This is a genomic window from Streptomyces sp. NPDC023157 (assembly GCF_055560575.1).
This window is the reverse complement of the sequence record NZ_JBVHIL010000001.1, coordinates 1,029,077-1,054,261: the sequence shown is the minus strand read 5'-3', so window position 1 is coordinate 1,054,261 and position 25,185 is coordinate 1,029,077. Positions and strand designations below refer to the sequence as shown.

Genomic DNA, 25,185 nt, shown 5'->3' with positions numbered 1-25,185 from the left:
GTCGTCCGGCCAGGCATGTCGTTGACGCTTCTTCTAAGCGCTTGCTCAGGCTTCTGGTACCGAAGTTACCGACCAGTCATCCCCTCTGTCCAGAGTCGGCCGCCGAGTGCAACGCGAACCACAGCTCCATCCGTACGTCCGGATCGTCCAGGTCCTTGCCGAGCAGCCCCGCGCAGCGGGCGATCCGCTGGCGGACCGTGTTGCGGTGGATCTCCGTCGCCGCGGCCGTCCGGTCCCAGCTGCCGTGCAGCGACAGCCAGGTGCGCAGGGTCTCGGTCAGGGGCGGGGTCAGCGGGGCGAGGAGTTCGCGGGCGTACGCGGCGGCCTCGTCCGGGTCGACCAGCCCGGCGAGCCCGGACGCCCGGTGCCGCACCAGCGGCGTCCGGGTGGCCTCCGCGCGGCGCAGCGCCCGCGCCGCCTGCGCGTCGGCCGCCGCGAGCGCGGGGGCCTCGGCGGGGGCCCCGACGCCGAGCGTCCAGCCGGGCCGCGCGGTGACGGCGGCGGAGGCGGGCAGCAGCAGCCGGACGGTGTCCGTGCCCGGGTCCACCAGCGCCGTGCCCAGCTCCGCCGCCAGCGAGGCCGCCGCGAACGGGGTGCCGTCGCCGCCCCGCGCGTGGACCACCGTCCAGGGGCCCGGGCCGAGCGCCCCGGCCGCCTCCGCCGGGGTGGCCCCGAGCAGCAGCCGCACCAGGGCCGTGTCGCGGGCCGTGACATCGGCCGCCCGGTGCGGGGCCGTGAGGAGGGAGAGCAGGACGACGGCGACGCCCGCGATCGTGTGGTCGCCCGGTTCGCGGGCCTCCGTCGCCACGCCCAGCGTCGGCCCGTCCCCGCCGCCCAGCGCGTACGCGGCGAGCCGCAGCCCGCCCCCGTCGCCGCTGGCCGTCGCCGGACCGCCCGGGCGGGGCCCCACCACGCCGGCCAGCTCCGCGAGGGCCCGGCCCGCCTCGGCCGGGACCGCGCGGCCGGCCGCCGCCGACTCCGTGCCGTCCGGGGCGTAGAGGACCGCCCGCCCGCCGAGCCGCGCCGCGAGGGCGCCGAGCACCGCCGGGACCGGGGCCGGCCGGGCGGCGGCCGCGGCCAGGGACTGCTGGGCCTCGCTCACCCGGCGCAGCTCGTTCGTCCGGACCTCGGCCATCAGGCGCCACACGGCCCGCGCCACCGCGGTGAACGGGGTCGCGGGCGGCACTTCCAGCAGCGGCAGGCCGTGCCGTTCGCAGGCCTCGACGAGCGCCGCCGGCACCGTGTCGTACACGGGCGTCACCCCGAAGCCGAGTGCCGCCGCCCCCGCCGCCACGACCCGCGCCACGTACCGCGCCGGGTCCGTCAGCTGTACGCCCGCCGTCATGAGCAGCTCGCCGCCGAGCAGGTACGGGTACGGGTCGGCCATCTCGGAGGTGTGCACCCAGTGCAGCGAGACGTCCGGGGGGCCCGCGAGCAGCCGCAGGCCGAGTTCGGTGCGGGCGAGCAGCGCGGCCAGCGGGACGGGCGGTGCGGGTGGGGTGGAGGCGGGCTCCGGTGCGGGCATGGGGTGGACCCTTCGTACATCCGCCGTGTGAACAGTGGAGGAAACGTACACTTCAGCGTCGCATTCCGGCCACCTACTGTCGTGCCATCCGGAGGCCGCGGGTACGGGCGGATGTCCCCGCGACCAGCCTCCGGTCGCTTCCCCCGCACGACACGCCACCGAGGTGACCGAAGGAGGGCCCATGGCCGTCGACTACACAGTGATCGTCCTGTATTTGGCCGGCATGCTCGCGATGGGCTGGTGGGGCATGCGCCGCGCCAAGTCCAAGAGCGAGTTCCTGGTGGCGGGCCGTCGCCTCGGGCCCTGGATGTACTCCGGCACCATGGCCGCGATCGTCCTCGGCGGCGCCTCCACCATCGGCGGCGTCGGCCTCGGCTACAAGTACGGCCTCTCCGGCGCCTGGATGGTCTTCGCCATCGGCCTCGGGCTGCTCGCCCTCTCCGTCTTCTTCTCCGCGCGGATCGCGCGCCTGAAGGTCTACACCGTCTCCGAGATGCTCGACCTGCGCTACGGCGGCCGGGCCGGCGTCATCTCCGGCGTCGTCATGTGGGCGTACACCCTGATGCTCGCGGTCACCTCGACCATCGCGTACGCGACCATCTTCGACGTCCTCTTCGACCTGCCCCGCACGCTCGCGATCGTCCTCGGCGGCACCATCGTCGTCGCCTACTCGACGCTCGGCGGCATGTGGTCCATCACCCTCACCGACATGGTGCAGTTCGTCGTGAAGACCATCGGCGTGCTGCTCCTGCTGCTGCCGATCGCCGTCGTCAAGGCGGGCGGCTTCGCCGAGATGAAGGCCGCGCTGCCCACCTCGTACTTCGAGCCCCTCGGCATCGGCGGCGAGACGATCTTCACCTACGTGCTGATCTACACCTTCGGCATGCTGATCGGCCAGGACATATGGCAGCGGGTCTTCACCGCCCGCACCGACAAGGTCGCCCGCTGGGGCGGCACCGTCGCCGGCACCTACTGTCTGGCGTACGCGCTGGCCGGCGCCGTCATCGGCACCGCGGCCAAGGTGATGTACCCGAAGCTGCCCAGCGCCGACGACGCCTTCGCCACCATCGTCAAGGACGAGCTGCCCATGGGCGTCCGGGGCCTGGTCCTCGCCGCCGCGCTCGCCGCCGTCATGTCCACCTCCTCCGGCGCCCTCATCGCCTGCGCCACCGTCGCCAACAACGACATCTGGTCACGTCTGCGCGGCGCCGCGGCGAAGAAGGGCGAGGGGGACGCGGGGGAGCATGACGAGGTGAAGGGCAACCGGCTCTTCATCCTGGTCATGGGCGTCGCCGTCATCGGCATCGCCATCGCCCTCAACGACGTCGTCCAGGCCCTCACCGTCGCCTACAACCTGCTGGTCGCCGGCCTGCTCGTGCCGATCCTCGGCGGCCTGCTGTGGCGCCGCGGCACCGTCCAGGGCGCGCTCGCCGCGGTCGGCGTCGGCGGCCTGGCCGTGATCGGCCTGATGTGGACTTACGGAATCTTGGCAAATGAGCCTGTTTACTATGGTTTGTTGGCCTCGCTCGCCGTCTATGTGATCGTTTCCCTGGCGACCCGCCCGACGGACGCCGCCGTGCTCGCGAACTGGCGCGCCCGGCTGGCGGGCCAGGACACCCCCGCCGAGCCCGACCCCACGGTCCCGGCACCCGCGACCGCCTGACGGCGGCCGCACCGCAGACGTCCGGCGGCCCCGCGATCCGGGGCCGGCCGGAGCCACCGATACACCCCAGGAGGACCCGACCATGAGCAGCAGCGACCAGAACGCCTTCCGCGGCCCGACCGACTCGTCCCGCATCCCGCGGTACGCCGGTCCCGCGACGTTCGCCCGGCTGCCGCGGCTCGACGAGGTCGGCACCACCGACGTCGCCGTGGTCGGCATCCCCTTCGACAGCGGCGTCTCCTACCGCCCCGGCGCCCGCTTCGGCGGCAACGCCATCCGCGAGGCCTCCCGCCTGCTGCGCCCCTACAACCCGGCGCAGGACGCCTCCCCGTTCGCCCTCGCCCAGGTCGCCGACGCCGGTGACATCGCGGCCAACCCGTTCAACATCAACGAGGCCGTCGAGACCATCGAGGCCGCCGCCGACGACCTGCTCGCCACCGGCGCCCGCATGATGACCCTGGGCGGCGACCACACCGTCGCGCTGCCGCTGCTGCGCTCGGTCGCCAAGAAGCACGGCCCCGTCGCCCTGCTCCACTTCGACGCCCACCTCGACACCTGGGACACCTACTTCGGCGCCGAGTACACCCACGGCACCCCGTTCCGCCGGGCCGTCGAGGAGGGCATCCTCGACACCTCCGCCCTCTCCCACGTCGGCACCCGCGGCCCGCTGTACGGCAAGCAGGACCTCACCGACGACGAGAAGATGGGCTTCGGCATCGTCACCTCGGCGGACATCTACCGCCGCGGCGCCGACGAGGTCGCCGACCAGCTCCGCCAGCGCATCGGCGACCGCCCGCTCTACATCTCCATCGACATCGACTGCCTCGACCCGGCCCACGCCCCCGGCACCGGCACCCCCGAGGCCGGCGGCATGACCTCGCGCGAGCTCCTGGAGATCCTGCGCGGCCTGTCCTCCTGCAACCTGGTCTCCGCCGACGTCGTCGAGGTCGCCCCCGCGTACGACCACGCCGAGATCACCGCCGTCGCCGCCTCCCACACGGCGTACGAGCTGACCACGATCATGTCCCGCCAGATCGCGGAGAGCCGCGCGGCGAACTAGTACGACGCCTTGGAGTGTGTGCCCGCCCCCCCCGAAGGGCTGGGGGTCCCCCCGGACGAAGTCTGGGGGAGGGTGGGCACACACCCCCCACCGGTCCGCACCCGACCGACCACGCCCCGAGGGACCCATGACCCACGACCACGACCTCGTCCTGCGCCCCACGGCCGCCCAGACGGAAGCCGCGCTGAACCCGCCCAAGGGGCGCAACGGCGGCGACCTCGTCGTCGAGACCCTCGCCGGCCTCGGCGCCACCACCGTCTTCGGCCTCCCCGGCCAGCACGCCCTCGGCATGTTCGACGCCCTGCGCCGCTCCTCGCTGCGCTACGTCGGCCTGCGCGTCGAGAACAACGCGGGCTTCGCCGCCGACGCCTACGGCCGGGTCACCGGCGAGGCGGCCCCGCTGCTGCTCTCCACCGGGCCCGGCGCCCTGATGTCGCTCGCCGCCCTCCAGGAGGCGGCCGCCGCCTCCGCACCGGTGCTCGCCATCGGCAGCCAGGTCCCGGCGGCCGGGCTCGGCGGCGGCCGGCACGGCTACCTCCACGAGCTGCGCGACCAGCAGGCCTCGTTCCGGGACATCGTGAAGTCCGTCCACACGGTCCGTACGCAGTCCCAGATCCCGTCCGCCCTCGCCGCCGCGTGGGAGTCGGCGCTCACCGCCCCGCACGGGCCGGTGTGGGTGGAGATCCCGCAGGACGTCCTCCTCGCCGAGACCACCCTGCCGGTCGTCACGGCGATGGACGCGACGCCCGAGGAGCTCGCCCCCCGCCCCGAGCTGACGGCGGTCGCGGCCGACCTGCTGGCCAGGGCCGAGCGGCCCGCGGTCATCGCGGGCGGCGGGGTCGTCCGCGCCGACGCCTCCGGCAAGCTGCTCGCCCTGGCGGAGCGCCTGAACGCCCCCGTGGTCACCACCTTCGGCGGCAAGGGCGCCTTCCCCTGGGAGCACCCGCTGTCGCTCCAGTCCTGGCTGGAGGACCGGCACACCACCGACTTCCTGGAGGACGCCGACGTCCTCCTCGTGGTCGGCTCGGGCCTCGGCGAGCTGTCCTCGAACTACCACACCTTCGCCCCGCGCGGCCGGGTGATCCAGATCGAGGCCGACGCCGGGAAGCTGGAGTCCAACCACCCCGCCCTCGGCATCCACGCCGACGCCCGGCTCGCCCTCCAGGCCCTCCTGGAGACGGTGCCCGAGCGGCCCGACCCGACCGCGCCCGAGCGGGTGCGCACGGTCCTGGCGAAGGTCCGCGAGCGGCTCGACGCCCAGGACCTGGGCCTGGAGCGGCGGATCGTGGACGCGGTCCGGGCGGCGCTGCCGGACGCGGCGCCCAGCTTCTGGGACATGACGATCCTGGCCTACTGGGCCTGGTCCGCCTTCGACGCCCGCCGCCCCAACACCATGCACTCCGCCCAGGGCGCCGGCGGCCTCGGCTACGGCTTCCCGGCGGCGCTCGGCGCGGCGGCGGCCGACCCGACCCGGCCGGTGCTCGCGGTGTCGGGCGACGGCGGCGCGATGTACTCGATCGCGGAGCTGGCGACGGCCAAGCAGTACGGCTTCGACGTCACCTGGCTGATCGTCGACGACGGCGGCTACGGCATCCTGCGCGAGTACATGACGGACGCCTTCGGCGAGGCCACCGCGACCGAGCTGGCCCGCCCGGACTTCGTCGCCCTCGCCGAGTCCTTCGGCGTCCCGGCCACGCTGACCGCCCCGGACACCCTCACCGAGGACCTCGCGGCGGCCCTGAAGACCCCGGGCCCGTCCGTGGTGGTCCTCCCGGCCCTGCTGCGCATGTTCGAGCCGACGCACCTGTAGACCCCTCCGGCAGCGGTGGCCGGTCCCGCCGATCCCGTTTGTTGCGGCGGGATGAAATCGCACGTCGCCCGCGTTGGCCCTTCCGGTAGAGCAGCACGGACGGGAGGCGCCACGTGGCGGCGGTGGGGCAGGAACAGGCGGGGGAGCGGGGCTGGGCGCGCCGGCTCGCCGGGTACGCGTGGCGCTACAAGGCGAACGTCGTGCTCGCGCTGGGGTCCTCCCTGGCGGGCATGGCCGTGCTCGCGCTCGTCCCCCTGATCACCAAGGTGATCATCGATGACGTCATCGGCGCGAAGACCGGATCCCTGGGACTGTGGACCGGTCTTCTCGTCGCCTCCGCCGTGGTCGTCTACGGCCTCACCTTCGTGCGCCGCTACTACGGCGGCCGGCTCGCCCTCGACGTGCAGCACGATCTGCGCACCGAGATGTTCGGGACCATCACCCGGCTCGACGGGCGCCGGCAGGACGAGCTGTCCACCGGGCAGGTCGTCGGCCGCGCCACCAGCGACCTCCAGCTCATCCAGGGTCTGCTGTTCATGCTCCCGATGACCATCGGGAACGTCCTGCTGTTCGTCATCTCGCTCGCCGTGATGGCGGCGCTCTCGCTGCCCCTGACCCTGGTCGCCCTCGCCGTCGCCCCCGCCCTGTGGTGGATAGCCCGCCGCAGCCGCAGCCGTCTCCACCCCGCCACCTGGTACGCGCAGGCGCAGGCCGCGACGGTCGCCGGGGTCGTCGACGGGGCCGTCACCGGCGTCCGGGTCGTGAAGGGCTTCGGGCAGGAGGAGCAGGAGACCGGCAAGATCCGCGAGGCCGGACGCCGGCTCTTCGCCGGCCGGCTGCGCACCGTCCGGCTCAACGCGAAGTACACCCCCGCCCTCCAGGCCGTCCCCGCCCTCGGCCAGGTCGCCGTGCTCGCCCTCGGCGGCTATCTGGCCTACAAGGGCCAGATCACCCTCGGCACCTTCGTCGCCTTCTCCTCGTACCTCGCCTCCCTCGTCGGCCCGGTCCGCATGCTCGCCATGGTGCTCACCGTCGGCCAGCAGGCCCGCGCCGGCGTCGAGCGGGTCCTGGAGCTCATCGACACCGAGCCGAGCCTGCGGGACGGCACCAAGGAACTCCCGGCCGACGCGCCCGCCAGCGTCGAGTTCGACGACGTCTCCTTCGCGTACGAGACCCCCAACGGCAAGGTCAGCCCCGTCCTGGAGGGCTTCTCGCTGGAGATCCGGCCCGGCGAGACCGTCGCCGTCGTCGGCGCCTCCGGCTCCGGCAAGTCCACCGTCTCGCTGCTGCTGCCCCGCTTCTACGACGTGACGCACGGCGCCGTCCTCGTCGGCGGCCTCGACGTCCGCGAGCTCACCCTCGACTCGCTGCGCGCCGCCGTCGGCCTGGTCCCCGAGGACAGCTTCCTGTTCTCCGACACGGTCCGCGCCAACATCGCGTACGGCGTGCCCGACGCCACCCAGGAGCAGATCGAGACGGCCGCCCGCGCCGCCCAGGCGGACCGTTTCATCGCCGAGCTGCCCGCGGGGTACGACACCAAGGTCGGCGAGCACGGCCTCACCCTCTCCGGCGGCCAGCGCCAGCGCCTCGCCCTGGCCCGCGCGATCCTCACCGACCCGCGGCTGCTCCTCCTCGACGACGCGACCTCCGCCGTCGACGCCAAGGTCGAGCACGAGATCCACGAGGCCCTGAAGTCCGTCATGGCGGGCCGCACCACCCTGCTCATCGCCCACCGCCGCTCCACCCTCGGCCTCGCCGACCGGATCGCCGTCCTCGACGAGGGCCGGCTCGCCGACATCGGCACCCACGAGGAGCTGGAGGAGCGCTCCGCGCTCTACCGGCGCCTGCTCACCGACCCCGACGAGCTGGGCGCCGTCTCGCCCGGACACACCCTGCCGGCCGGTGTCTCCGAGGACCGCACGCTGCGGGCCGAGCTGGACGCCGAGTTCGACGCCGAGCGGGGCATCACGCCCACCCTGTGGGTGCGCGAGGAGACCGACGACCGCGCGACCGCCACCCCCGGGGCCACCCCCGAGCTGCTGGCCGCCGTCGAGGCCCTGCCGCCCGCCTCCGACACCCCGGACATCGACGAGGCCCGCGCCGTCTCCCCCGAGGAGTCCTACGGCCTGCGGCGCCTGCTGCGCGGCTTCGGCGCGCCCCTGATGATCAGCCTCGGCCTGGTCGCCCTCGACGCGGGCGCCGGCCTGCTGCTGCCGATACTCATCCGGCACGGCATCGACAAGGGCGTCAACCAGCTCGCCATCGGCGCCGTCTGGGCGGCCTCCGCGCTCGCCCTGGTGACCGTCCTCGTCCAGTGGGCCGCGCAGACCGCCGAGACCCGCATGACCGGCCGCACCGGCGAGCGGATCCTGTACGCGCTGCGGCTGAAGATCTTCGCCCAGCTCCAGCGCCTCGGCCTCGACTACTACGAGCGCGAGCTCACCGGCCGGATCATGACCCGGATGACCACGGACGTCGACGCCCTGTCGACCTTCCTCCAGACCGGCCTGGTCACCGCCTTCGTATCCGTCGTCACCTTCTTCGGCATCATGGGCGCCCTGCTCGTCCTCGACGTGCAGCTCGCCCTGGTCGTCTTCGCGACCCTGCCGGTGCTCGCCGTCGCCACGTACTACTTCCGCCGCGCCAGCGTGAAGGCGTACGAGCTGGCCCGCGAGCGGATCAGCGGGGTCAACGCCGACCTCCAGGAGTCGGTCGTCGGGCTGCGGATCGTGCAGGCCTTCCGGCGCGAGCGGGCGGGCGCCGAGCGCTTCGCGGCCCGCAGCGAGGAGTACCGCGAGGCCCGGGTGCACGGCCAGTGGCTGATATCGGTCTACTTCCCGTTCGTCACCCTGCTGTCCTCGGTGGCCGCCGCCGCCGTCCTGATCGTCGGGGCGAACCGGATCGAGGCCGGTTCCCTGACCACCGGTGCCCTGGTCGCCTACCTGCTCTACATCGACCTGTTCTTCGCGCCCGTGCAGCAGCTCTCCCAGGTCTTCGACGGCTACCAGCAGGCCGCCGTCTCGCTGAAGCGGATGCAGGAGCTGCTCCAGGAGCCGACCTCCACCACCGCCGCGCCCGCCCCGCTCGACGTGCTCTCGCTGCGCGGCGAGATCGCCTTCGAGGACGTGTCCTTCGCGTACGGCACGGACGCCGGCGACGGGGAGGGGACCGCGCTCAGCGGCATCGACCTGCGGATACCGGCCGGCCAGACGGTCGCCTTCGTCGGCGAGACCGGCGCGGGCAAGTCCACCCTGGTCAAGCTGGTCGCCCGCTTCTACGACCCGACGGGCGGCCGGGTCACCGCCGACGGCACCGACCTGCGCGACCTCGACCTCACCGCGTACCGGCACCGGCTCGGTGTCGTGCCGCAGGAGGCGTACCTGTTCGCCGGGACGGTCCGCGACGCCATCGCGTACGGCCGTCCGGACGCCACCGACGCCCAGGTGGAGGCGGCGGCCCGCGCGGTCGGCGCCCACGACATGATCGCCACGCTCGACGGCGGCTACCTCCACGAGGTCGCCGAGCGCGGCCGCAACCTGTCGGCGGGCCAGCGCCAGCTGATCGCCCTGGCCCGCGCCGAGCTGGTCGACCCCGACGTGCTGCTGCTCGACGAGGCCACCGCCGCCCTCGACCTCGCCACCGAGGCCCAGGTCAACGCGGCCACCGACCGCCTCGCCGGCCGCCGCACCACCCTGGTGGTCGCCCACCGGCTCACCACCGCGGCCCGCGCCGACCGGGTGATCGTGATGGACCACGGCCGGGTCGCCGAGGACGGCACCCACGAGGAGCTGCTCGCCCTCGACGGGGTGTACGCCGGACTGTGGCGCACCTTCATCGGCGAGGGCGTCGCCGAGGAGGCGCCCGAACCGGTGTAGGCGGGCGGGTCCGACGGCGAAGGGAGGCCGGTCCGACGGCACCGGTGTGGACAGGCCGGTCCGACGCGAAGATGAGTACGGGCGCCCATGCGCGGGGCGCCCGGACAGGGTGTGATCGGGGTATGAGCAACCTCGTCCCCGCCGCACCCGCCCCCGCCGCCGGCCGTCGTGTCCGCGTCTGGGCCCTGGTCTCGGCCGGTCTGCTGGTGCCCGCCACCGTCCTCGCCGGGATCCTCGCGCTCAGCTCGGACCACGCCGGCCGTTGTGTCGGCTACGCCGAGGAGTGCGGCTCCAACCCCGGCTGGATGTACGCGGGCAGCCTCGGTCTCGCCCTCGTCGCCCTGGTGGTCGCGCTGGCCGCCTCGCGCGAGCCGGTGCGCCGGGCGGCCCTCGGCGTCCAGGTCGCCGCCGAGCTGGTCTTCCTGCTGATGGTCGTCACCACGTTCGCGTAGGCAACCGAAACGGCCTCTGCCGCGTCGTATGCACGTACGACCGGAGCAGGGGAGGGACGCACGTGTTCGGTGGAGTCCGGAGCGGGACGAGACGGCGACCGCAGACGTACCTCCTCGCCCTGCTGCTGGCCACCGGCGGCCTGGTGCTCGCCGGGCCCGCCGCGAGTTCGGCGGACGCCGCCTCCGTCTGCCACGGGCGCCCCACCCGTACCGTCGCGTTCGCGACCGGCGAGCTGCGGCTCTACCGGACCCGGCAGTACGTGTGCGCCCTCGCGGTGGCGAAGCGGCCCGGCGGCCCGCGGACCATGACGGTGTCGCTCCGGCCGCGCGGCGGCCGGGCCGCGGTGAACTCGGGCCGGTTCGCCCGGCAGGCGGGTCCGGTCACGGTGTACGCCCTCAACCGCTGTGTGCAGGCCGCCGCCGCCATCGACGGACGGTCCGTCGCGACCGGCTGGATCCTGTGCTGAACCGTATGTAATGCCCAACCAGGTCTGGCGGTCCGCACGTTGACCCGGCTAGGTTCACGACACCGTTGTGAATCAAGGGGAGGGTGAATGCGTAAGTCGCTCAGATGGCTGGTGTCGCTTTCGGTGCTCATAGGCACCGTCGGCTCCACGGGCGTGGCCACCGCCGCGGACACGGAGACCGGCCGCACCGCCGTCGCCGACGCGCAGAGCACGGACATCAAGGACCGCCTTCTGGCGATACCCGGGATGAGCCTGATCGAGGAGAAGCCGTACGCCGGCTACCGCTACTTCGTCCTGAACTACGAGCAGCCGGTCGACCACCGGCGCCCCTGGGCGGGCACGTTCCAGCAGCGGATCTCGGTCCTGCACAAGGACACCGACCGCCCCACCGTCTTCCGCACCAGCGGCTACGGGCTGAGCACCACCCCGAGCCGGGCCGAGCCGACCCGGATCATCGACGGCAACCAGATCTCCATGGAGTACCGGTTCTTCACGCCGTCCCGGCCGCAGCCCGCCGACTGGTCGAAGCTGGACATCTGGCAGGCCGCCAGCGACCAGCACCGCATCTTCACCGCGCTGAAGTCGGTCTACGGCAAGAAGTGGCTCTCCACCGGCGCCTCCAAGGGCGGCATGACGGCCACCTACTACGAGCGCTTCTACCCGCGTGACATGGACGGCGTCGTGGCCTACGTGGCCCCCAACGACGTCGTCGACAAGGAGGACTCGGCGTACGACCGGTTCTTCGAGCGGGTCGGCACCAAGGACTGCCGCGACCGCCTCAACAACCTGCAGCGCGAGGCGCTGGTGCGCCGTGAGCCGCTGGAGAAGAAGTACGAGGCCTGGGCGAAGTCCGAGGGCGCCACCTTCAACACGATCGGCTCGCTCGACAAGGCCTACGAGGCCGTCGTCCTCGACTTCGTGTGGGGCTTCTGGCAGTACTACGGCGAGGACGTCTGCGACCAGATCCCGGAGGCGGCGACCGCGAGCGACGACGCCGTCTACGAGACGATCGACGCCTACTCCGGCTGGTCCGCCTACACCGACCAGGGCCTGGAGACGTACACCCCGTACTACTACCAGGCGGCGACCGAGCTCGGCTCGCCCAGCATCAAGCAGCCGCACCTGGCCGGTCTGAGCCGCTACGGCTACCAGCCCGCCCGCAACTTCGTGCCGCGCGAGATCCCGATGAAGTTCAAGCCGTGGGTCATGCGGGACGTGGACCAGTGGGTCCGCACCCACGCGAACAAGATGCTGTTCGTCTACGGCGGCAACGACCCGTGGGGCTCCGAGCCCTTCCACCTCGGCAAGGGCGCCCGCGACAGCTACGTGTACGTCGCGCCGGGTGCCAACCACGGTGCCAACGTGGCCGGTCTGGTCGAGGCCGAGAAGGCCAACGCCACCGCCCGCATCCTCGCCTGGGCCGGGGTCGACGCCCCGGCGGTGAAGGCGGCCAAGCCGCTGGCCCGCTTCGACGCCCGCATCGACCGCGCGGTCGACGAGGACGCGACCCGGGAGCACGGCCTGCGCCCGTAGTCCCGTGCCGTACGACGTGAGCCGGCACCCCGCCGCGTACGGGGGGTGCCGGCTCACGCCCGTTCCGGGGCCGCGGGCGCCGCTAGTAGGTGAGCCCGTGGCCGATCGGGTAGAGCACCCGCGTCGGATCCTGGGCGCTCTGCACGGGGACCGGCAGCCGGCCGCGCGGCTTCACCCGGCCCGCGATCACCCGTACGGCGGCGCGCAGTTCGACGTCCGTCCAGGAGTACGCGGCGAGGCTCGCCCGCTGTCCGGTGATCCGGGCCACGTCGTACGGGTTGCGGAGCGCGAGCGTCACCACCGGCACCCCGGTCGCCGTGAGCCGTGCCAGCAGGGTGAGCTGGCTGGTGGTCGGGGTGAGGTTGTACGTGCCGACGACGACGACGTCCTGCCCGGCCGCGGCCGCCACCGCCTGCTCGATCAGCGCCGGGGTCGGCGCGGTGCCGGTGGACAACGCCCGCGCCGTGAAGCCGAGTTCGGTGAAGGCGGCGGCGAGGACGGTGGTCGGCGGCCCGGTGGTGGCGGACGGCGAGGCCGGGTCGGCGCCGACGACCAGCACCTTCGGGTGGGTACGGCGGCTCAGCGGGAGGAAGCCCTCCTCGTTGACCAGCAGGGTCGTGGTGCGCTCCGCGATCCGGTCGGCGCGGGCCAGGTGGGCCCGGGTGCCGACGGTGCGGTCCACCCCGGCGGAGGTGACGTACGGGTCGTCGAGCAGACCCACCCGGGCCTTCAGCCGCAGGATCCGCAGGATCGATTCGTCAAGCCGCGCCTCGGTCAGCTCGCCGTCCCGGACGGCCTTCAGGACCGCGTTCCAGGCCACGGCCAGCTCCGGCGGGTTGAGCAGCTGGTCGGCGCCCGCCTTGAGGGCGAGGACGGGGACGCGCTCGTCGCCGTACTTGGTGCGCACGCCCTCCATGCTCAGCGAGTCGGTGACCACCACGCCGTCGAAGCCGAGCCGCTCGCGCAGGATGCCGGTGAGGATCGGCCGGGACAGGGTCGCCGGGTCCCCGCTCGGGTCGAGCGCGGGGACCACGATGTGCGCGGTCATGATCGACTCGATGCCGGCGCGGATCGCGGCCCGGAACGGCGGTGCGTCCACGGCCGCCCACTGCTCGGCGGTGTGGGTGATGACGGGCAGCCCGTTGTGGCTGTCGACGGCCGTGTCGCCGTGGCCCGGGAAGTGCTTGGCGGTCGCCGCGATCCCGGCCCGCTGGGCGCCCTTGACCTGGGCGGCGACCAGGCCCGCGACGGCCTCGGGGTCGGCGCCGAGGGAGCGGACGCCGATGACCGGGTTGGCCGGGTTGACGTTGACGTCGGCGACCGGCGCGTAGTCCTGCCGGATGCCGAGGGCGGCGAGTTCGGCGCCCGCGATCCGGCCGGCCGCCCGGGCGTCCTCGTGCGAGCCGCCCGCGCCGAGCGCCATGGCGCCGGGCAGCAGGGTGGCGGGCTTGCCGATCCGGGCGACGATCCCGTGCTCCTGGTCGGTCGACAGGAGCAGCGGGATCGGGGTGTCCTGGGCGAGGGCGGCCCGCTGGATGCCGTTGGAGAGCTCGGCGATCTGGTGCGGGTCGCGGGTGTTGTGCGCCCAGGCGAAGTAGATGATGCCGCCGACGTGGTAGCGCTCGACGAGCTCGGCGGCGGTGCGGACGCCGATCTCCTTGAGGTTGGCGTCGACGTCGGCCTGGTCGGGGGCGGTGGCGGAGTGCCCGTACACCCGCATGACGAAGAGCTGGCCGACCTTCTCCTCCAGGGACATCCGGGAGATCAGGCCCTGGAGCGCGCGGTCGCCGTGGCGGCGCTCGGCGGCGTCGGCGGCGGGGACGGTCACGCCGGTGACGGCGGCGGCCGCGGCCGCCGCCGTCACCGTGAGGAGGGTCCGGCGGGACGGGGTGGGGGAGGGCTCGGGCGATTGCTCGGGCGAGGGGGCGCGGTGGTGCAACTGATGCTCCTTCCGGCCGTGCGGGGTGGTGGGAGGAAGAGTGAAGGAAACTTCCAAGGAGCCACGGATAGCCGGAAAGTAACTGCCAGGTCAAGGACCCGCACAAGAAACGCGTGTGCTTGTAGTGCTTATGCCGCCCTTCGTGCCGCGTCGTGCCGGTCGTGCCGGTCGTGCCGGTCGTGCCGCGGCGTGCCCGTCGTGCCGCGTCGCGTCCCGTCATACCGCGGTGCGTCCCGTCGTGCTCCGCGACGTCAGGACGCCGACGCCACCTCGGGCCACAGCTCCTGAAGCGTGCGGACGGTCTCGGTGATCGCGGGCCGTCGCGCCGCCCCGGTCCGCCACAGCGCCCGCAGCCGCCGCGTCGGCACCGGGTCCAGGTGTACCGGGGCCACCTCCGGCGGCAGCGCCCCGCGGCCCAGGCGCGGCACGAGCGCGACCCCGAGCCCGGCGGCGACCAGGGCGACCTGGGTGTGGTTCTCCTCCGCCTGATGGGCGATCAGGGGCTCGCAGCCGGTCGCCCGCAGCGTCCGCATCAGCCAGTCGTGGCACACCGTCCCCGGCGGCTGCGTGATCCACCGCTCCCGGGTCAGGTCCTCGCGGCGCACCGACTCCCGCGCCGCCAGCGGATGCTCCCGCGGTACGAGGACGTCGCACCGGTCGTCGCCGATGACCGCCTGCTCCACGCCGGGCGGTACGGGCAGCGGGGCGATGTCCCAGTCGTGCGCGACGGCCAGGTCGATCACGCCCCGCGCGACCAGGTCGACGGAGAGGTGCGGGTCCACCTCCGACAGGCGCACGTCGAGCTCCGGGTGACGGCGGGCCAGATCGGCGAGCGCCCGGGGCATCAGACCGCGCGCCGCGCTCGCGAAGCAGCCGATGGTGAGCCGTCCGGCGGGCAGCCCCCGGCGCTCCTCCAGGCGGACCTCGGCCTCCTCCACCAGGGACATCAACTGCTGTGCCGTGTCGGCGAGTTGCCGCGCCTCGTCGGTGAGCCGGACGCCCCGGCCGCTGCGTTCGAGCAGGGTCGTGCGGGTCTCCCGTTCCAGCTTGGCGATCTGCTGCGAGACGGCCGAGGGCGTGTAGCCGAGGGCCGCGGCGGCGGCGCCGACGCTGCCGTGGACGGCGACGGCGTGCAGGGCGCGCAGGCGTCCGAGATCGAGCACGGGGGCCTCCCGAAGAAGGGGACTCGGAGGATGTAGTGATGCTTCATCCAACCATGAAGGAATCCGTGCTGGTGCTACACGGTCCGGCCGGGTGATCCTCGTCGGTATGCGCCCCGCCCACATCGCCCTCGCCGCCCTGGTCGCCGCCGTCTGGGGGGTCAACTTCGTCGTCATCGAGATCGGCCTCGACCACTTCCCGCCGCTGCTCTTCTCCGCCCTCCGCTTCCTCGTCGCCGCCCTCCCCGCGGTCTTCTTCGTCGGGCGCCCCAAGGTGGCCTGGAAATGGATCGTGGGCGTGGGTCTGGCGCTCGGCGTGGCCAAGTTCGGACTGCTCTTCACCGGCATGAGCCTGGGCGCGCCGGCCGGCCTGTCCTCCCTGGTCCTCCAGGTCCAGGCCGTGTTCACCGCCCTGTTCGCCTTCCTCGCGCTCGGCGAACGCCCCGGCCGGATCAAGCTGCTCGGCATGGGCGTCGCCCTCGCCGGCATCGGCGTCGCCGCCGTCGACGAGGGCGCCTCGGGCGCCTCCCTCACGGGCTTCGCCCTGATCATCGCCGCCGCCCTCTGCTGGGGCGTCTCCAACGTCCTCACCCGCAAGGCCGCCCCGCCCGACGCCCTCAACTTCATGGTCTGGGTCAGCACCGTGCCCGTCCTGCCGCTGCTCGCCCTCTCCCTCCTCCTCGAAGGCCCGGACCGGGACCTGGTGGCGCTGCGGCAGCTCGACTGGACCGGCGCCGGCGTCATCGTCTACGTCGCCTGGATCACGACCGTCTTCGGCTTCGGCGCCTGGGGCTGGCTCCTGCGCCGCCACCCCGCGTCCTCCGTGGCCCCCTTCTCCCTCCTGGTCCCGGTCTTCGGGATGAGTTCCGCCGCCCTCTTCCTCGGCGAGTCGGTGAGCCCGCTGCGGTGGTGCGCGGCGGCGCTCCTGGTCGGGGGAGTGGCCCTGGCCTCGGTGACCCCCGGGAGGCGGCGGGGCGCGCAAATCGCTGGTGCGGCGGGGGCCCCGGCACGTACCGTGCGGGTGCCCTTGACCGCGCACACGGCCCCCTCCGTACCGAAAGAGCGTGCATGACCTTCGAGAACGTCACCGTCGACAGCCCCGCCCCCGCCCCCGGCGCCCTCCTCCTCGCCGGCATCCCGGGCAGCGGCAAGAGCACTGTCGCGGCGGCCCTCGCGGCCCGGTTCGAGCGGTCCGCGCACATCGAGGTCGACCGCCTCCAGGAGCTGATCGTCCAGGGCTGCCACTGGCCCACGCCGGACGGCGACCCGGAGGCGGACCGGCAGATCCTGCTGCGCGCCCGCAACGGCTGCCTCCTGGCGGACAGTTTCGTCACCGCGGGCTTCCTGCCCGTCCTGGACGACGTGGTCGTGCGCCGCTCCCACCTCGACTTCTACCGCGCCCACCTGACGGCGGGCCCGCTCCACGTGGTGGTCCTGGCCCCCGGCCCGGAGAAGGCCTGGGAACGCAACAACGCCCGCCACAAGAAGCTCACGACCAACTGGGCCTTCCTCGACGAGGCCATGCGCGAGGAGCTGACCGGCGAGGGCGTCTGGATCGACAACGCGGACCAGACGGTCGAGGAGACCGTGGAGGCGGTCCTCGCGGCGACGGGGCTGGCGCCGGGTAAGTAGCTCAGTCCCCGGCCCGCGGGAAGCCGTCGGTCTTCACGACGATCTCGCGCCCGTCGAGGGGGAGGACCAGGTCTTCGCCGAAGGGCACGCGCTGCTGCTCCGTGTAGGTGCCGGTGCGTGCCGGGCTGCTGTGGACGATGCAGACGTTCTCCGACGGGTCGATGATCACGTAGAGCGGGATCGCGCATTCCGCGTGCATCCGGAGCTTCTTCTCGAAGTCGTTGTCCCGGGTGCTCAACGAGATGATCTCCAGCACGGCCTCCAGGCTGTGCCACTCGAAGCGACCGCGCCTGTTTCGCTCGGAGCCCGGGGCCACGACGGCCAGGTCCGGGGCGTAGCCGAACAGGGTCGACGGGAAGTCGATCATGACGTCCGAGAGCACCTTGCCCTGGCCTGCGAGCTGCTTCTTGATCTGTGGGGCGGCTTCGATCAGGACGTCGGACTGACTCTCGCCCTGCGGGGTCATGATGATCTTTCCGTCCGTGATCTCTACGCGAAACCCGTTGGGCAGGGAGACGCCGTCCAGGACGTCCCAGGCGCTGGAAAGGTCCATCAGTATGGTCGCCATGCCATCCTCCACGTGCCGTCCGTCACCACGATAGCGGCCGGCTACCCGCGCGGCCGCCCCGTCGACCCCCGCACCACCAGCTCCGCCGGGATCGTCGCCAGGCCGCCCGGTGGGGGTTCCTCCGCGCCGAGGGCCAGGCGGCCCGCGCGGAGGCCCGCTTCGTGGAGGGGGAGTCGTACGGTCGTGAGCGCGGGGACCGCGTCGACCGAGAAGGGCAGGTCGTCGAAGCCCGCGACGGAGACGTCGCCCGGGATGCTCAGGCCCCGGTCCCGCAGGGCCGCGCAGACGCCCAGGGCGACCGTGTCGTTGGCGGCGACGACGGCGGTCAACTCCGGGTCAAGGCGTAGGAGTTCGCCGGTCGCCTCGTAGCCGGACGGCCGGTCGTAGTGGCCGTGCACGGCGGGGCCCTCGGGCACTCCCACGGCGGCGAGCGCCGCGCGGTGGCCCTCCAGGCGGTGCCGGGTCGTCGTACGGTCGGCCGGCCCCGCCACGTAACCGATCCGCCGGTGGCCGAGGGCCAGCAGGTGTTCGGTGAGGCGGCGCGCGCCCGTCCGGTTGTCGAAGGCGAGCGTGGCGGCCGTCGCGTCCCCGGGGACCGGGGGCCGCCCGCACAGCACCACCCGGGTGCCCGCGTCGGCGAGCCGCGCCAGTTTGGCGGCGGTCGCCGCGAGGTGTTCCGGGTCCTCCAGGGAGCCACCGGTGAGGATGACGGCGGCGGCGCGCTGCCGCTGGAGCAGGGTGAGGTAGGTGAGTTCGCGTTCGGGGGAGCCGCCCGTGTTGCAGACGACGGCCAGTTTCTCGCTGCCGCTGCCGCTGCCGCTGCCGCTGCCGCTGCCGCCGCCCCCGGTCCGGCCCGGCCCGCCTTCGCCGATCGCGCTCTGCGCGGCCCCGGCCATGATCCCGAAGAAGGGGTCGGCGATGTCGTTGACGAGGATCCCGACCAGGTCGGACGTGGCGGCGGCGAGCGAGCTCGCGGGGCCGTTGGGGACGTAGTCCAGCTCGGTGACCGCGTGCAGCACCCGTTCCCGGGTGGCGGCGGCGACGGGGTAGTTGCCGTTGAGGACGCGCGAGACGGTCGCCGGGGAGACCCCCGCGCGGGTGGCCACGTCCGCCAGGGTGACGGTCATCGCGTACGTACCTCCAGGGCCTTGTCGGCGGTGATGTCGGCAGGCTAGCGTCACCGCCTGTAGAAAGCGCTTTCTATCGAGCGCTTTCCATCCCGCGCCGCCCCTCCCGCCCCGCGGAGTGCGCGGCACCGGCCGGTGAGAGGAAGAGCTTCGTGACACGCAGAACGGTCCGCATCGCCATGAACGGCGTCACCGGACGCATGGGCTACCGCCAGCACCTCGTCCGCTCGATCCTCGCCCTGCGCGACCAGGGCGGCCTCGACCTCGGCGACGGCGACACCCTGTGGCCCGAGCCGGTCCTCGTCGGCCGCCGCGAGCCCGCCCTGCGCGCCCTCGCCGAGCGGCACGGCCTCACCGAGTGGTCCACCGACCTCGACGCGGTCCTCGCCGACCCCACCGTCGACCTCTACTTCGACGCCCAGGTCACCTCCGCCCGCGTCGAGGCGATCAAGAAGGCCATCGCCGCCGGCAAGCACGTCTACACCGAGAAGCCCACCGCCACCGGCCTCGACGGCGCGCTGGAACTCGCCCGGCTCGCCCGCGACGCCGGCATCCGCCACGGCGTCGTCCAGGACAAGCTGTTCCTCCCGGGGCTGCGCAAGCTGAAGCGCCTCGTGGACGGCGGCTTCTTCGGCGAGATCCTCTCCGTGCGGGGCGAGTTCGGCTACTGGGTCTTCGAGGGCGACTGGCAGGAGGCCCAGCGCCCCAGCTGGAACTACCGCGCCGAGGACGGCGGCGGCATCGTCGTCGACATGTTCCCGCACTGGGAGTACGTGCTCCACGAGCTCTTCGGCCGGGTCACCACCGTCACCGCCCACGTCGCCACCCACGTCCCGCGCCGCTGGGACGAGCGGGGCAAGCCGTACGAGGCCACCGCCGACGACGCCGCGTACGGCATCTTCCAGCTGGAGGGCGGCGCCGTCGCCCAGATCAACTCCTCCTGGGCGGTACGCGTCCACCGCGACGAACTCGTCGAGTTCCAGGTCGACGGCACCCACGGCTCCGCCGTCGCCGGACTGCGCGGCTGCCGCGTCCAGCACCGCTCGGGCACCCCCAAGCCGGTCTGGAACCCCGACCTCCCGCTCGGCGCGGGGGATTCCTTCCGCTCGCAGTGGAACGAAGTCCCCGACAACGCCGAGTTCGACAACGGCTTCAAGGCCCAGTGGGAGCTCTTCCTGCGCCATGTCGCCCTCGGCGAGCCCTACCACTGGGACCTGCTCGCGGGCGCCCGAGGCGTCCAGCTCGCCGAACTCGGCCTCCGCTCCGCCGCCGAGGGCCGCCGCCTCGACGTCCCGGAGGTGACCCTGTGAGCCCGGCCCCGATCCGGCTGCCCCAGGCGGGCGGCGGCGTACGGGAGTACCGGCCGCGCGCCCAGCCCGCGCGCCTCCGCTCCACCGGCGGCGCCCTCGTCTCCCGTACCGTCCTCTCCGCCGCGCACGTCGTCGCCGACCCGTACGCCGACACCACCCCCGACTCCCCCGCCGCCGTCGACTGGGACGCCACCCTCGCCTTCCGCCGCCACCTGTGGGCGCACGGTCTCGGCGTCGCCGAGGCGATGGACACCGCCCAGCGCGGCATGGGCCTCGACTGGGCGGGAGCGGCCGAGCTGATCCGCCGCTCCGCCGCCGAGGCCAAGGCCGTCGGCGGACACATCGCCTGCGGCGTCGGCACCGACCAGCTCACCGGCCCCGCCGCCCTCCCGGCGGTCCGCGCCGCGTACGAGGAACAGCTCGCCCTGGTCGAGGAGGCCGGCGCACAGGCCGTCCTCATGGCCTCCCGCGCCCTCGCCGCGACCGCCCGGTCCGCCGAGGACTACCTGGACGTGTACGGGCACCTGCTGCGGCAGGCGCGCGAGCCGGTGATCCTGCACTGGCTCGGCCCGATGTTCGACCCCGCCCTCGACGCCTACTGGGGCTCCGCCGACCTCGACACCGCCACCGAGACCTTCCTCGCGGTCATCGCCGCCCACCCCGACAAGGTCGACGGCATCAAGGTCTCCCTCCTCGACGCCCGCCGCGAGGTCGAACTGCGCCGCCGCCTGCCCCAGGGCGTGCGCTGCTACACCGGCGACGACTTCCACTACCCGGAGCTGATCGCGGGCGACGCGCACGGCTTCAGCCACGCCCTGCTCGGCGTCTTCGACCCGCTGGGCCCGCTGGCCGCCGAGGCGGTGCGGATCCTCGACACCGGGGACACCGAGGGTTTCCGCGCCCTCCTCGACCCCACCGTCGCGCTCTCCCGCCACCTCTTCCAGGCACCGACCCGCTTCTACAAGACGGGCGTCGTCCTCCTCGCCTGGCTGGCCGGCCACCAGGACCACTTCGCGATGGTCGGCGGCCTCCAGTCGGCCCGCTCCCTGCCGCACCTCGCCCACGCCTACGAACTCGCCGACGGCCTCGGCCTGTTCCCCGACCCGGAGCTCGCCGCCGCCCGGATGCGCTCCCTGCTCACGGTGTACGGAGTCCCCCGATGAACCGCGACCGCCTCTCCGTCAACCAGATGACGGTCAAGCAGCTCCCGCTGCCCGCGCTCGTCGCCCACTGCGTCCGGCTGGGCATCCCGGGCGTCGGCCTGTGGCGCGAGCCGGTCCGCGCGTACGGGGTCGAGGCCGCCGCCGCGCTCGTCCGGGACGCGGGGCTCGCCGTCACCACCCTGTGCCGGGGCGGCTTCTTCACCACCGACGGCTGGGAGGAGGACAACCGCGCGGCGATCGACGAGGCGGCGGCGCTCGGCACCGACACCCTCGTCCTCGTCTCGGGCGGCCTCCCCGAGGGCAGCCGCGACCTGCCCGGCGCCCGCGCGCGCATCGCCGACGCGATCGGCGCCCTCGCCCCGTACGCGGGGGAGCGGGGCGTCCGCCTGGCCATCGAGCCGCTGCACCCGATGTTCGCCTCCGACCGCTGCGCCGTCTCCACCCTGGACCAGGCCCTGGAGATCGCCGAACGCTTCCCCGCCGCGCAGGTGGGCGTCACCGTCGACACCTACCACCTGTGGTGGGACGACCGCGCCCCGGCGGCGGTGGCCCGCGCGGGCGCGGCGGGCCGCATCCACTCCTTCCAGCTCGCCGACTGGACCACCCCGCTGCCGGCCGGAGTGCTCCACGGCCGGGGCCAGTTGGGCACGGGCGCGATCGACCTCCCCGGCTGGGCGACCCTCGTCGAGAAGGCCGGCTACACGGGGCCGGTGGAGGTCGAGCTGTTCAACGACGCGCTGTGGGCGAGGGACGGGGTGGAGGTGCTGGAGGAGACCTTGGGGGCGTTCCTGGCGGTGTGAGGGAGGGGGCGGGGTGAGCGAGGGCGGGGTGAGGGGAGGGCGGTGTGTGAGCGAGGGCGGTGTGTGAGCGGAGGGCGGGGTGAGGGGAGGGCGGTGTCTGGGGGGAGGGCTTGCCGCGCGCCCGCTACCTCTTCTGGCCGCCGCCCAGGATGTCCCCGAGCCCGCCGCCCTTCTTGGTGGCCGCCCGTTTGGTGATCACGGCCAGGACCACCGGTACCAGGAGTTCGACCGCGCGGTTGACGGTCGGGGCCGGGATGCCGGTCTTCTTGGCGACCGCGTCGGCCGCGGGCCTGGCCAGTTTGGCGAGGACGCCGGCCATCAGGCCGCCGCTCACCAGGCCGCCGAAGGCGGCGACGCCCTGGAGCGGCGGTTCGGCGGTGGAGACCTCGGTGACGGCGGCCCGGACCTCGTCCGCGCTGGCCGGTTCCGCCGCGGCGGAACGCAGCTCGCCGGAGAGCTCCGTCACCGAGCTGCCCACGAGCTGCCGCGCCTCGGTGGCGTCCGTGCCGAGCAGGCCGGCGATCTCCTGGAGGCGGTCGTCGCCGAGCTCGCTCAGGACGTCGTCCTGGAATGATTCGTCGCTCATGCCGGAAACGCTACGGTTCCTCCCGTGGCCCGGCATCCCGGAGCCGCCCGGTGGGCGGGAGTTGTCCACAGGCCGGGGGGCCGGGTTGTCCACAGGCCCGGCGGGATGTCCGTGGCCTTCGCTACCTTCGGGGCATGTCCCATCTGGCAGTCCTCGAAGGGGTCCTGGAGCGGATCACCTACGCGAACGAGGAGAGCGGCTACACGGTCGCCCGGGTCGACACCGGCCGCGGCTCCGCCGACCTGCTCACGGTCGTCGGGGCGCTGCTCGGCGCCCAGCCGGGCGAGTCGCTGCGGATGGAGGGCCGCTGGGGCTCCCATCCGCAGTACGGGCGCCAGTTCACCGTGGAGAACTACACGACCGTCCTGCCGGCCACCATCCAGGGCATTCGGCGCTATCTCGGCTCCGGTCTCGTCAAGGGCATCGGACCGGTCTTCGCCGACCGCATCACGACCCACTTCGGCCTGGACACCCTCCAGGTCCTGGAGGAGGCGCCCAAGCGCCTGATCGAGGTCCCCGGCCTGGGCCCGAAGCGCACGAAGAACATCACCGCGGCCTGGGAGGAGCAGAAGGCCATCAAGGAGGTGATGGTCTTCCTCCAGGGTGTCGGCGTCTCGACCTCCATCGCCGTGCGGATCTACAAGAAGTACGGCGACTCCTCGATCTCCGTCGTGCGGAATCTGCCCTACCGGCTCGCCGCCGACGTCTGGGGCATCGGCTTCCTCACCGCCGACCGGATCGCCCAGGCCGTCGGCATCCCGCACGACAGCCCGGACCGGGTCCGCGCCGGTCTGCGGTACGCGCTGGCGCAGTCCACCGACCAGGGCCACTGCTACCTCCCGGAGGAGCGGCTCATCGCGGACGCGGTGAAGCTGCTCCAGGTCGACACGGGCCTGGTCATCGAGTGCCTCGCGGAGCTCGCCGAGGACCCGGAGGGGGTCGTCCGCGAGACGGTGCCGGGGCCCGAGGGGCTGCCGGTGACCGGCGTGTTCCTGGTCCCGTTCCACCGCGCCGAGCTCTCCCTGGCCGGGCAGCTCCGGCGGCTGCTCGGGGCGCCGGAGGACCGGCTGCCGGGCTTCCGGGACGTGGCCTGGGACAAGGCGCTGGCCTGGCTCGCGGACCGGACGGGGGCGTCGCTGGCGCCCGAGCAGGAGGAGGCCGTGCGGCTCGCCCTGACCCGGAAGGTCGCCGTGCTCACCGGCGGCCCCGGCTGCGGCAAGTCCTTCACGGTCCGCTCGATCGTGGAGCTGGCCCGCGCCAAGCGGGCCAAGGTGGTGCTCGCCGCGCCCACCGGGCGGGCCGCCAAGCGGCTCGCCGAGCTGACCGGGGCCGAGGCGTCCACGGTCCACCGGCTCCTGGAGCTGAAGCCGGGCGGCGACGCGGCCTACGACCGGGACCGGCCGCTCGACGCCGACCTGGTGGTGGTCGACGAGGCCTCCATGCTCGACCTGCTCCTGGCGAACAAGCTGGTCAAGGCGGTGGCACCGGGTGCCCATCTGCTCCTGGTCGGCGACGTGGACCAGCTGCCCTCGGTCGGCGCGGGCGAGGTCCTCGGCGATCTGCTCGCCCCGGGCAGCCCGGTCCCGGCCGTCCGGCTGACCCGGATCTTCCGCCAGGCCCAGCAGTCCGGCGTGGTCACCAACGCGCACCGGATCAACGAGGGCCTGCCGCCCGTCACGACCGGCCTGCCGGACTTCTTCCTGTTCGCCGAGGAGGAGACCGAGGACGCCGCACGGGTGGCCGTGGACGTCGCGGCCCGCAGGCTTCCCGCCAAGTTCGGGCTCGACCCGCGCCGGGACGTCCAGGTCCTCGCCCCCATGCACCGGGGCCCCGCCGGGGCCGGCTCGCTCAACGGGCTGCTCCAGCAGGCCATCACCCCGGCCCGCCCGGATCTGGCCGAGAAGCGCTTCGGCGGCCGGGTGTTCCGGGTCGGCGACAAGGTCACCCAGATCCGCAACAACTACGAGAAGGGCGCCAACGGTGTCTTCAACGGCACGGTCGGCGTGGTGACCTCCCTCGACGCCGTGGAGCAGCGGCTCGTGGTGCGCACGGACGAGGACGAGGAGGTGCCGTACGACTTCGACGAGCTGGACGAGCTCGCCCATGCCTACGCTGTGACCATCCACCGGTCCCAGGGCAGCGAGTACCCGGCGGTGGTGATCCCGGTCACCATGAGCGCCTGGACGATGCTTCAGCGGAACCTGCTCTACACGGCCGTCACCCGCGCCCGGAAGCTGGTGGTGCTCGTCGGCTCGCGCCGGGCGATCGCCCAGGCGGTGCGTACGGTTTCGGCCGGACGGCGCTTTACCGCACTCGCACATCGGCTCACAGGGGGCAGTCTGGTGTGAAAGATCACGGAGGACTTCCGGAACCGGGGCGAAGGGGGCAGGATGTGCAGGTTGGCGGCACTGAGTGCCGCCGATTGGCCCAATGGTCGACCCCGAGTGCACTCTCCTGAGCCAAATGGGGGATGGTAGAGACAGTCAGGGCACCTCGAAGAAGAGGCACTACGTCG

Annotated in this window: 19 protein-coding genes; 13 read left to right on the top strand and 6 right to left on the bottom strand. The window is 73.4% G+C overall.

The features are described from left to right. Positions 1-76: 76 nt before the first annotated feature. Complete coding sequence (locus ACZ3ZE_RS04775) at positions 77-1,525, bottom strand: PucR family transcriptional regulator ligand-binding domain-containing protein (RefSeq protein ID WP_361162908.1); 1,449 nt, start codon at positions 1,523-1,525, stop codon at positions 77-79. A gap of 181 nt (positions 1,526-1,706) precedes the next feature. Between ACZ3ZE_RS04775 and ACZ3ZE_RS04770 the strand changes: the two genes are divergently transcribed. The 7 genes from ACZ3ZE_RS04770 to ACZ3ZE_RS04740 all read left to right on the top strand — a co-directional run bounded on the left by ACZ3ZE_RS04770 (position 1,707) and on the right by ACZ3ZE_RS04740 (position 12,385). Continuing rightward, entirely contained in the window at positions 1,707-3,188 is a 1,482-nt protein-coding gene (locus ACZ3ZE_RS04770; protein ID WP_361162910.1) for a sodium:solute symporter family protein, read from the top strand. Positions 3,189-3,270: 82 nt separating this feature from the next. Further along, on the top strand, positions 3,271-4,248 hold the full coding sequence (gene speB / locus ACZ3ZE_RS04765) for an agmatinase (RefSeq protein WP_361622364.1): 978 nt from the start codon (positions 3,271-3,273) through the stop codon (positions 4,246-4,248). A gap of 127 nt (positions 4,249-4,375) precedes the next feature. Beyond that, on the top strand, positions 4,376-6,058 hold the full coding sequence (locus ACZ3ZE_RS04760) for a thiamine pyrophosphate-binding protein (protein ID WP_361162914.1): 1,683 nt from the start codon (positions 4,376-4,378) through the stop codon (positions 6,056-6,058). A gap of 113 nt (positions 6,059-6,171) precedes the next feature. Continuing rightward, a complete protein-coding gene (locus tag ACZ3ZE_RS04755) occupies positions 6,172-9,933 on the top strand; it encodes an ABC transporter ATP-binding protein (protein WP_467257331.1) in 3,762 nt (1,253 codons plus the stop codon). 122 nt (positions 9,934-10,055) lie between these two features. Then, positions 10,056-10,385, top strand: a complete 330-nt coding sequence (locus tag ACZ3ZE_RS04750) for a hypothetical protein (RefSeq protein WP_361162918.1) — start codon at positions 10,056-10,058, stop codon at positions 10,383-10,385. 62 nt (positions 10,386-10,447) lie between these two features. Continuing rightward, positions 10,448-10,852: a hypothetical protein gene (locus ACZ3ZE_RS04745; protein WP_361162920.1), complete on the top strand. Its 405-nt coding sequence runs from the start codon at positions 10,448-10,450 to the stop codon at positions 10,850-10,852. 87 nt (positions 10,853-10,939) lie between these two features. After that, entirely contained in the window at positions 10,940-12,385 is a 1,446-nt protein-coding gene (locus ACZ3ZE_RS04740; RefSeq protein WP_361162922.1) for an aminopeptidase, read from the top strand. An 82-nt stretch (positions 12,386-12,467) separates the two neighbouring features. Here ACZ3ZE_RS04740 and ACZ3ZE_RS04735 read toward each other — a convergent pair whose 3' ends face one another. Then, positions 12,468-14,324 (bottom strand): glycoside hydrolase family 3 protein, encoded by a 1,857-nt coding sequence (locus ACZ3ZE_RS04735; RefSeq protein WP_361622367.1) that lies wholly within the window; start codon positions 14,322-14,324, stop codon positions 12,468-12,470. Positions 14,325-14,575: 251 nt separating this feature from the next. Further along, positions 14,576-15,487, bottom strand: a complete 912-nt coding sequence (locus ACZ3ZE_RS04730) for a LysR family transcriptional regulator (RefSeq protein ID WP_467257329.1) — start codon at positions 15,485-15,487, stop codon at positions 14,576-14,578. A gap of 106 nt (positions 15,488-15,593) precedes the next feature. Between ACZ3ZE_RS04730 and ACZ3ZE_RS04725 the strand changes: the two genes are divergently transcribed. Beyond that, positions 15,594-16,556, top strand: coding sequence for an EamA family transporter (locus tag ACZ3ZE_RS04725; RefSeq protein WP_467257327.1), 963 nt, complete (start codon positions 15,594-15,596; stop codon positions 16,554-16,556). Next, on the top strand, positions 16,553-17,116 hold the full coding sequence (locus tag ACZ3ZE_RS04720) for a zeta toxin family protein (protein WP_361162930.1): 564 nt from the start codon (positions 16,553-16,555) through the stop codon (positions 17,114-17,116). The genes ACZ3ZE_RS04725 and ACZ3ZE_RS04720 overlap by 4 nt, the downstream gene beginning before the upstream one ends. Position 17,117: 1 nt before the next feature. Here the strand turns inward: ACZ3ZE_RS04720 and ACZ3ZE_RS04715 are convergent, their stop codons facing one another. After that, positions 17,118-17,684: a Uma2 family endonuclease gene (locus ACZ3ZE_RS04715; protein ID WP_467257325.1), complete on the bottom strand. Its 567-nt coding sequence runs from the start codon at positions 17,682-17,684 to the stop codon at positions 17,118-17,120. Between the two features lie 41 nt (positions 17,685-17,725). Further along, positions 17,726-18,811, bottom strand: coding sequence for a LacI family DNA-binding transcriptional regulator (locus ACZ3ZE_RS04710; protein WP_467257323.1), 1,086 nt, complete (start codon positions 18,809-18,811; stop codon positions 17,726-17,728). Between the two features lie 152 nt (positions 18,812-18,963). On the opposite strand from ACZ3ZE_RS04710, the gene ACZ3ZE_RS04705 reads away from it, so the two are divergent. Genes ACZ3ZE_RS04705 through ACZ3ZE_RS04695 form a run of 3 tightly spaced genes read left to right on the top strand, consistent with a single transcriptional unit; the run spans position 18,964 to position 22,084 of the window. Further along, positions 18,964-20,121 (top strand): Gfo/Idh/MocA family protein, encoded by a 1,158-nt coding sequence (locus ACZ3ZE_RS04705; protein ID WP_361162936.1) that lies wholly within the window; start codon positions 18,964-18,966, stop codon positions 20,119-20,121. Then, positions 20,118-21,284 (top strand): dihydrodipicolinate synthase family protein, encoded by a 1,167-nt coding sequence (locus ACZ3ZE_RS04700; protein ID WP_361162938.1) that lies wholly within the window; start codon positions 20,118-20,120, stop codon positions 21,282-21,284. The genes ACZ3ZE_RS04705 and ACZ3ZE_RS04700 overlap by 4 nt, the downstream gene beginning before the upstream one ends. After that, a complete protein-coding gene (locus ACZ3ZE_RS04695) occupies positions 21,281-22,084 on the top strand; it encodes a sugar phosphate isomerase/epimerase family protein (RefSeq protein WP_467257321.1) in 804 nt (267 codons plus the stop codon). The genes ACZ3ZE_RS04700 and ACZ3ZE_RS04695 overlap by 4 nt, the downstream gene beginning before the upstream one ends. A 124-nt stretch (positions 22,085-22,208) precedes the next feature. On the opposite strand, the gene ACZ3ZE_RS04690 is transcribed toward ACZ3ZE_RS04695, so the two are convergent. Beyond that, entirely contained in the window at positions 22,209-22,670 is a 462-nt protein-coding gene (locus ACZ3ZE_RS04690) for a DUF937 domain-containing protein (RefSeq protein WP_361162942.1), read from the bottom strand. Between the two features lie 134 nt (positions 22,671-22,804). On the opposite strand from ACZ3ZE_RS04690, the gene recD2 reads away from it, so the two are divergent. Further along, entirely contained in the window at positions 22,805-25,018 is a 2,214-nt protein-coding gene (gene recD2 / locus ACZ3ZE_RS04685; protein WP_467257319.1) for an SF1B family DNA helicase RecD2, read from the top strand. Positions 25,019-25,185: the final 167 nt, after the last annotated feature.

What these genes read in the sequence shown, in the direction of transcription:
- ACZ3ZE_RS04720 (WP_361162930.1), top strand. Translation starts at nt 16,553, where the DNA reads ATGACCTTCGAGAACGTCACCGTCGACAGCCCCGCCCCCGCCCCCGGC.
- ACZ3ZE_RS04750 (WP_361162918.1), top strand. Translation starts at nt 10,056, where the DNA reads ATGAGCAACCTCGTCCCCGCCGCACCCGCCCCCGCCGCCGGCCGTCGT.
- ACZ3ZE_RS04725 (WP_467257327.1), top strand. Translation starts at nt 15,594, where the DNA reads ATGCGCCCCGCCCACATCGCCCTCGCCGCCCTGGTCGCCGCCGTCTGG.
- ACZ3ZE_RS04740 (WP_361162922.1), top strand. Translation starts at nt 10,940, where the DNA reads ATGCGTAAGTCGCTCAGATGGCTGGTGTCGCTTTCGGTGCTCATAGGC.
- ACZ3ZE_RS04775 (WP_361162908.1), bottom strand. Translation starts at nt 1,525, where the DNA reads ATGCCCGCACCGGAGCCCGCCTCCACCCCACCCGCACCGCCCGTCCCG.
- recD2 (WP_467257319.1), top strand. Translation starts at nt 22,805, where the DNA reads ATGTCCCATCTGGCAGTCCTCGAAGGGGTCCTGGAGCGGATCACCTAC.
- ACZ3ZE_RS04690 (WP_361162942.1), bottom strand. Translation starts at nt 22,670, where the DNA reads ATGAGCGACGAATCATTCCAGGACGACGTCCTGAGCGAGCTCGGCGAC.
- ACZ3ZE_RS04715 (WP_467257325.1), bottom strand. Translation starts at nt 17,684, where the DNA reads ATGGCGACCATACTGATGGACCTTTCCAGCGCCTGGGACGTCCTGGAC.
- ACZ3ZE_RS04710 (WP_467257323.1), bottom strand. Translation starts at nt 18,811, where the DNA reads ATGACCGTCACCCTGGCGGACGTGGCCACCCGCGCGGGGGTCTCCCCG.
- ACZ3ZE_RS04770 (WP_361162910.1), top strand. Translation starts at nt 1,707, where the DNA reads ATGGCCGTCGACTACACAGTGATCGTCCTGTATTTGGCCGGCATGCTC.
- ACZ3ZE_RS04760 (WP_361162914.1), top strand. Translation starts at nt 4,376, where the DNA reads ATGACCCACGACCACGACCTCGTCCTGCGCCCCACGGCCGCCCAGACG.
- ACZ3ZE_RS04695 (WP_467257321.1), top strand. Translation starts at nt 21,281, where the DNA reads ATGAACCGCGACCGCCTCTCCGTCAACCAGATGACGGTCAAGCAGCTC.
- speB (WP_361622364.1), top strand. Translation starts at nt 3,271, where the DNA reads ATGAGCAGCAGCGACCAGAACGCCTTCCGCGGCCCGACCGACTCGTCC.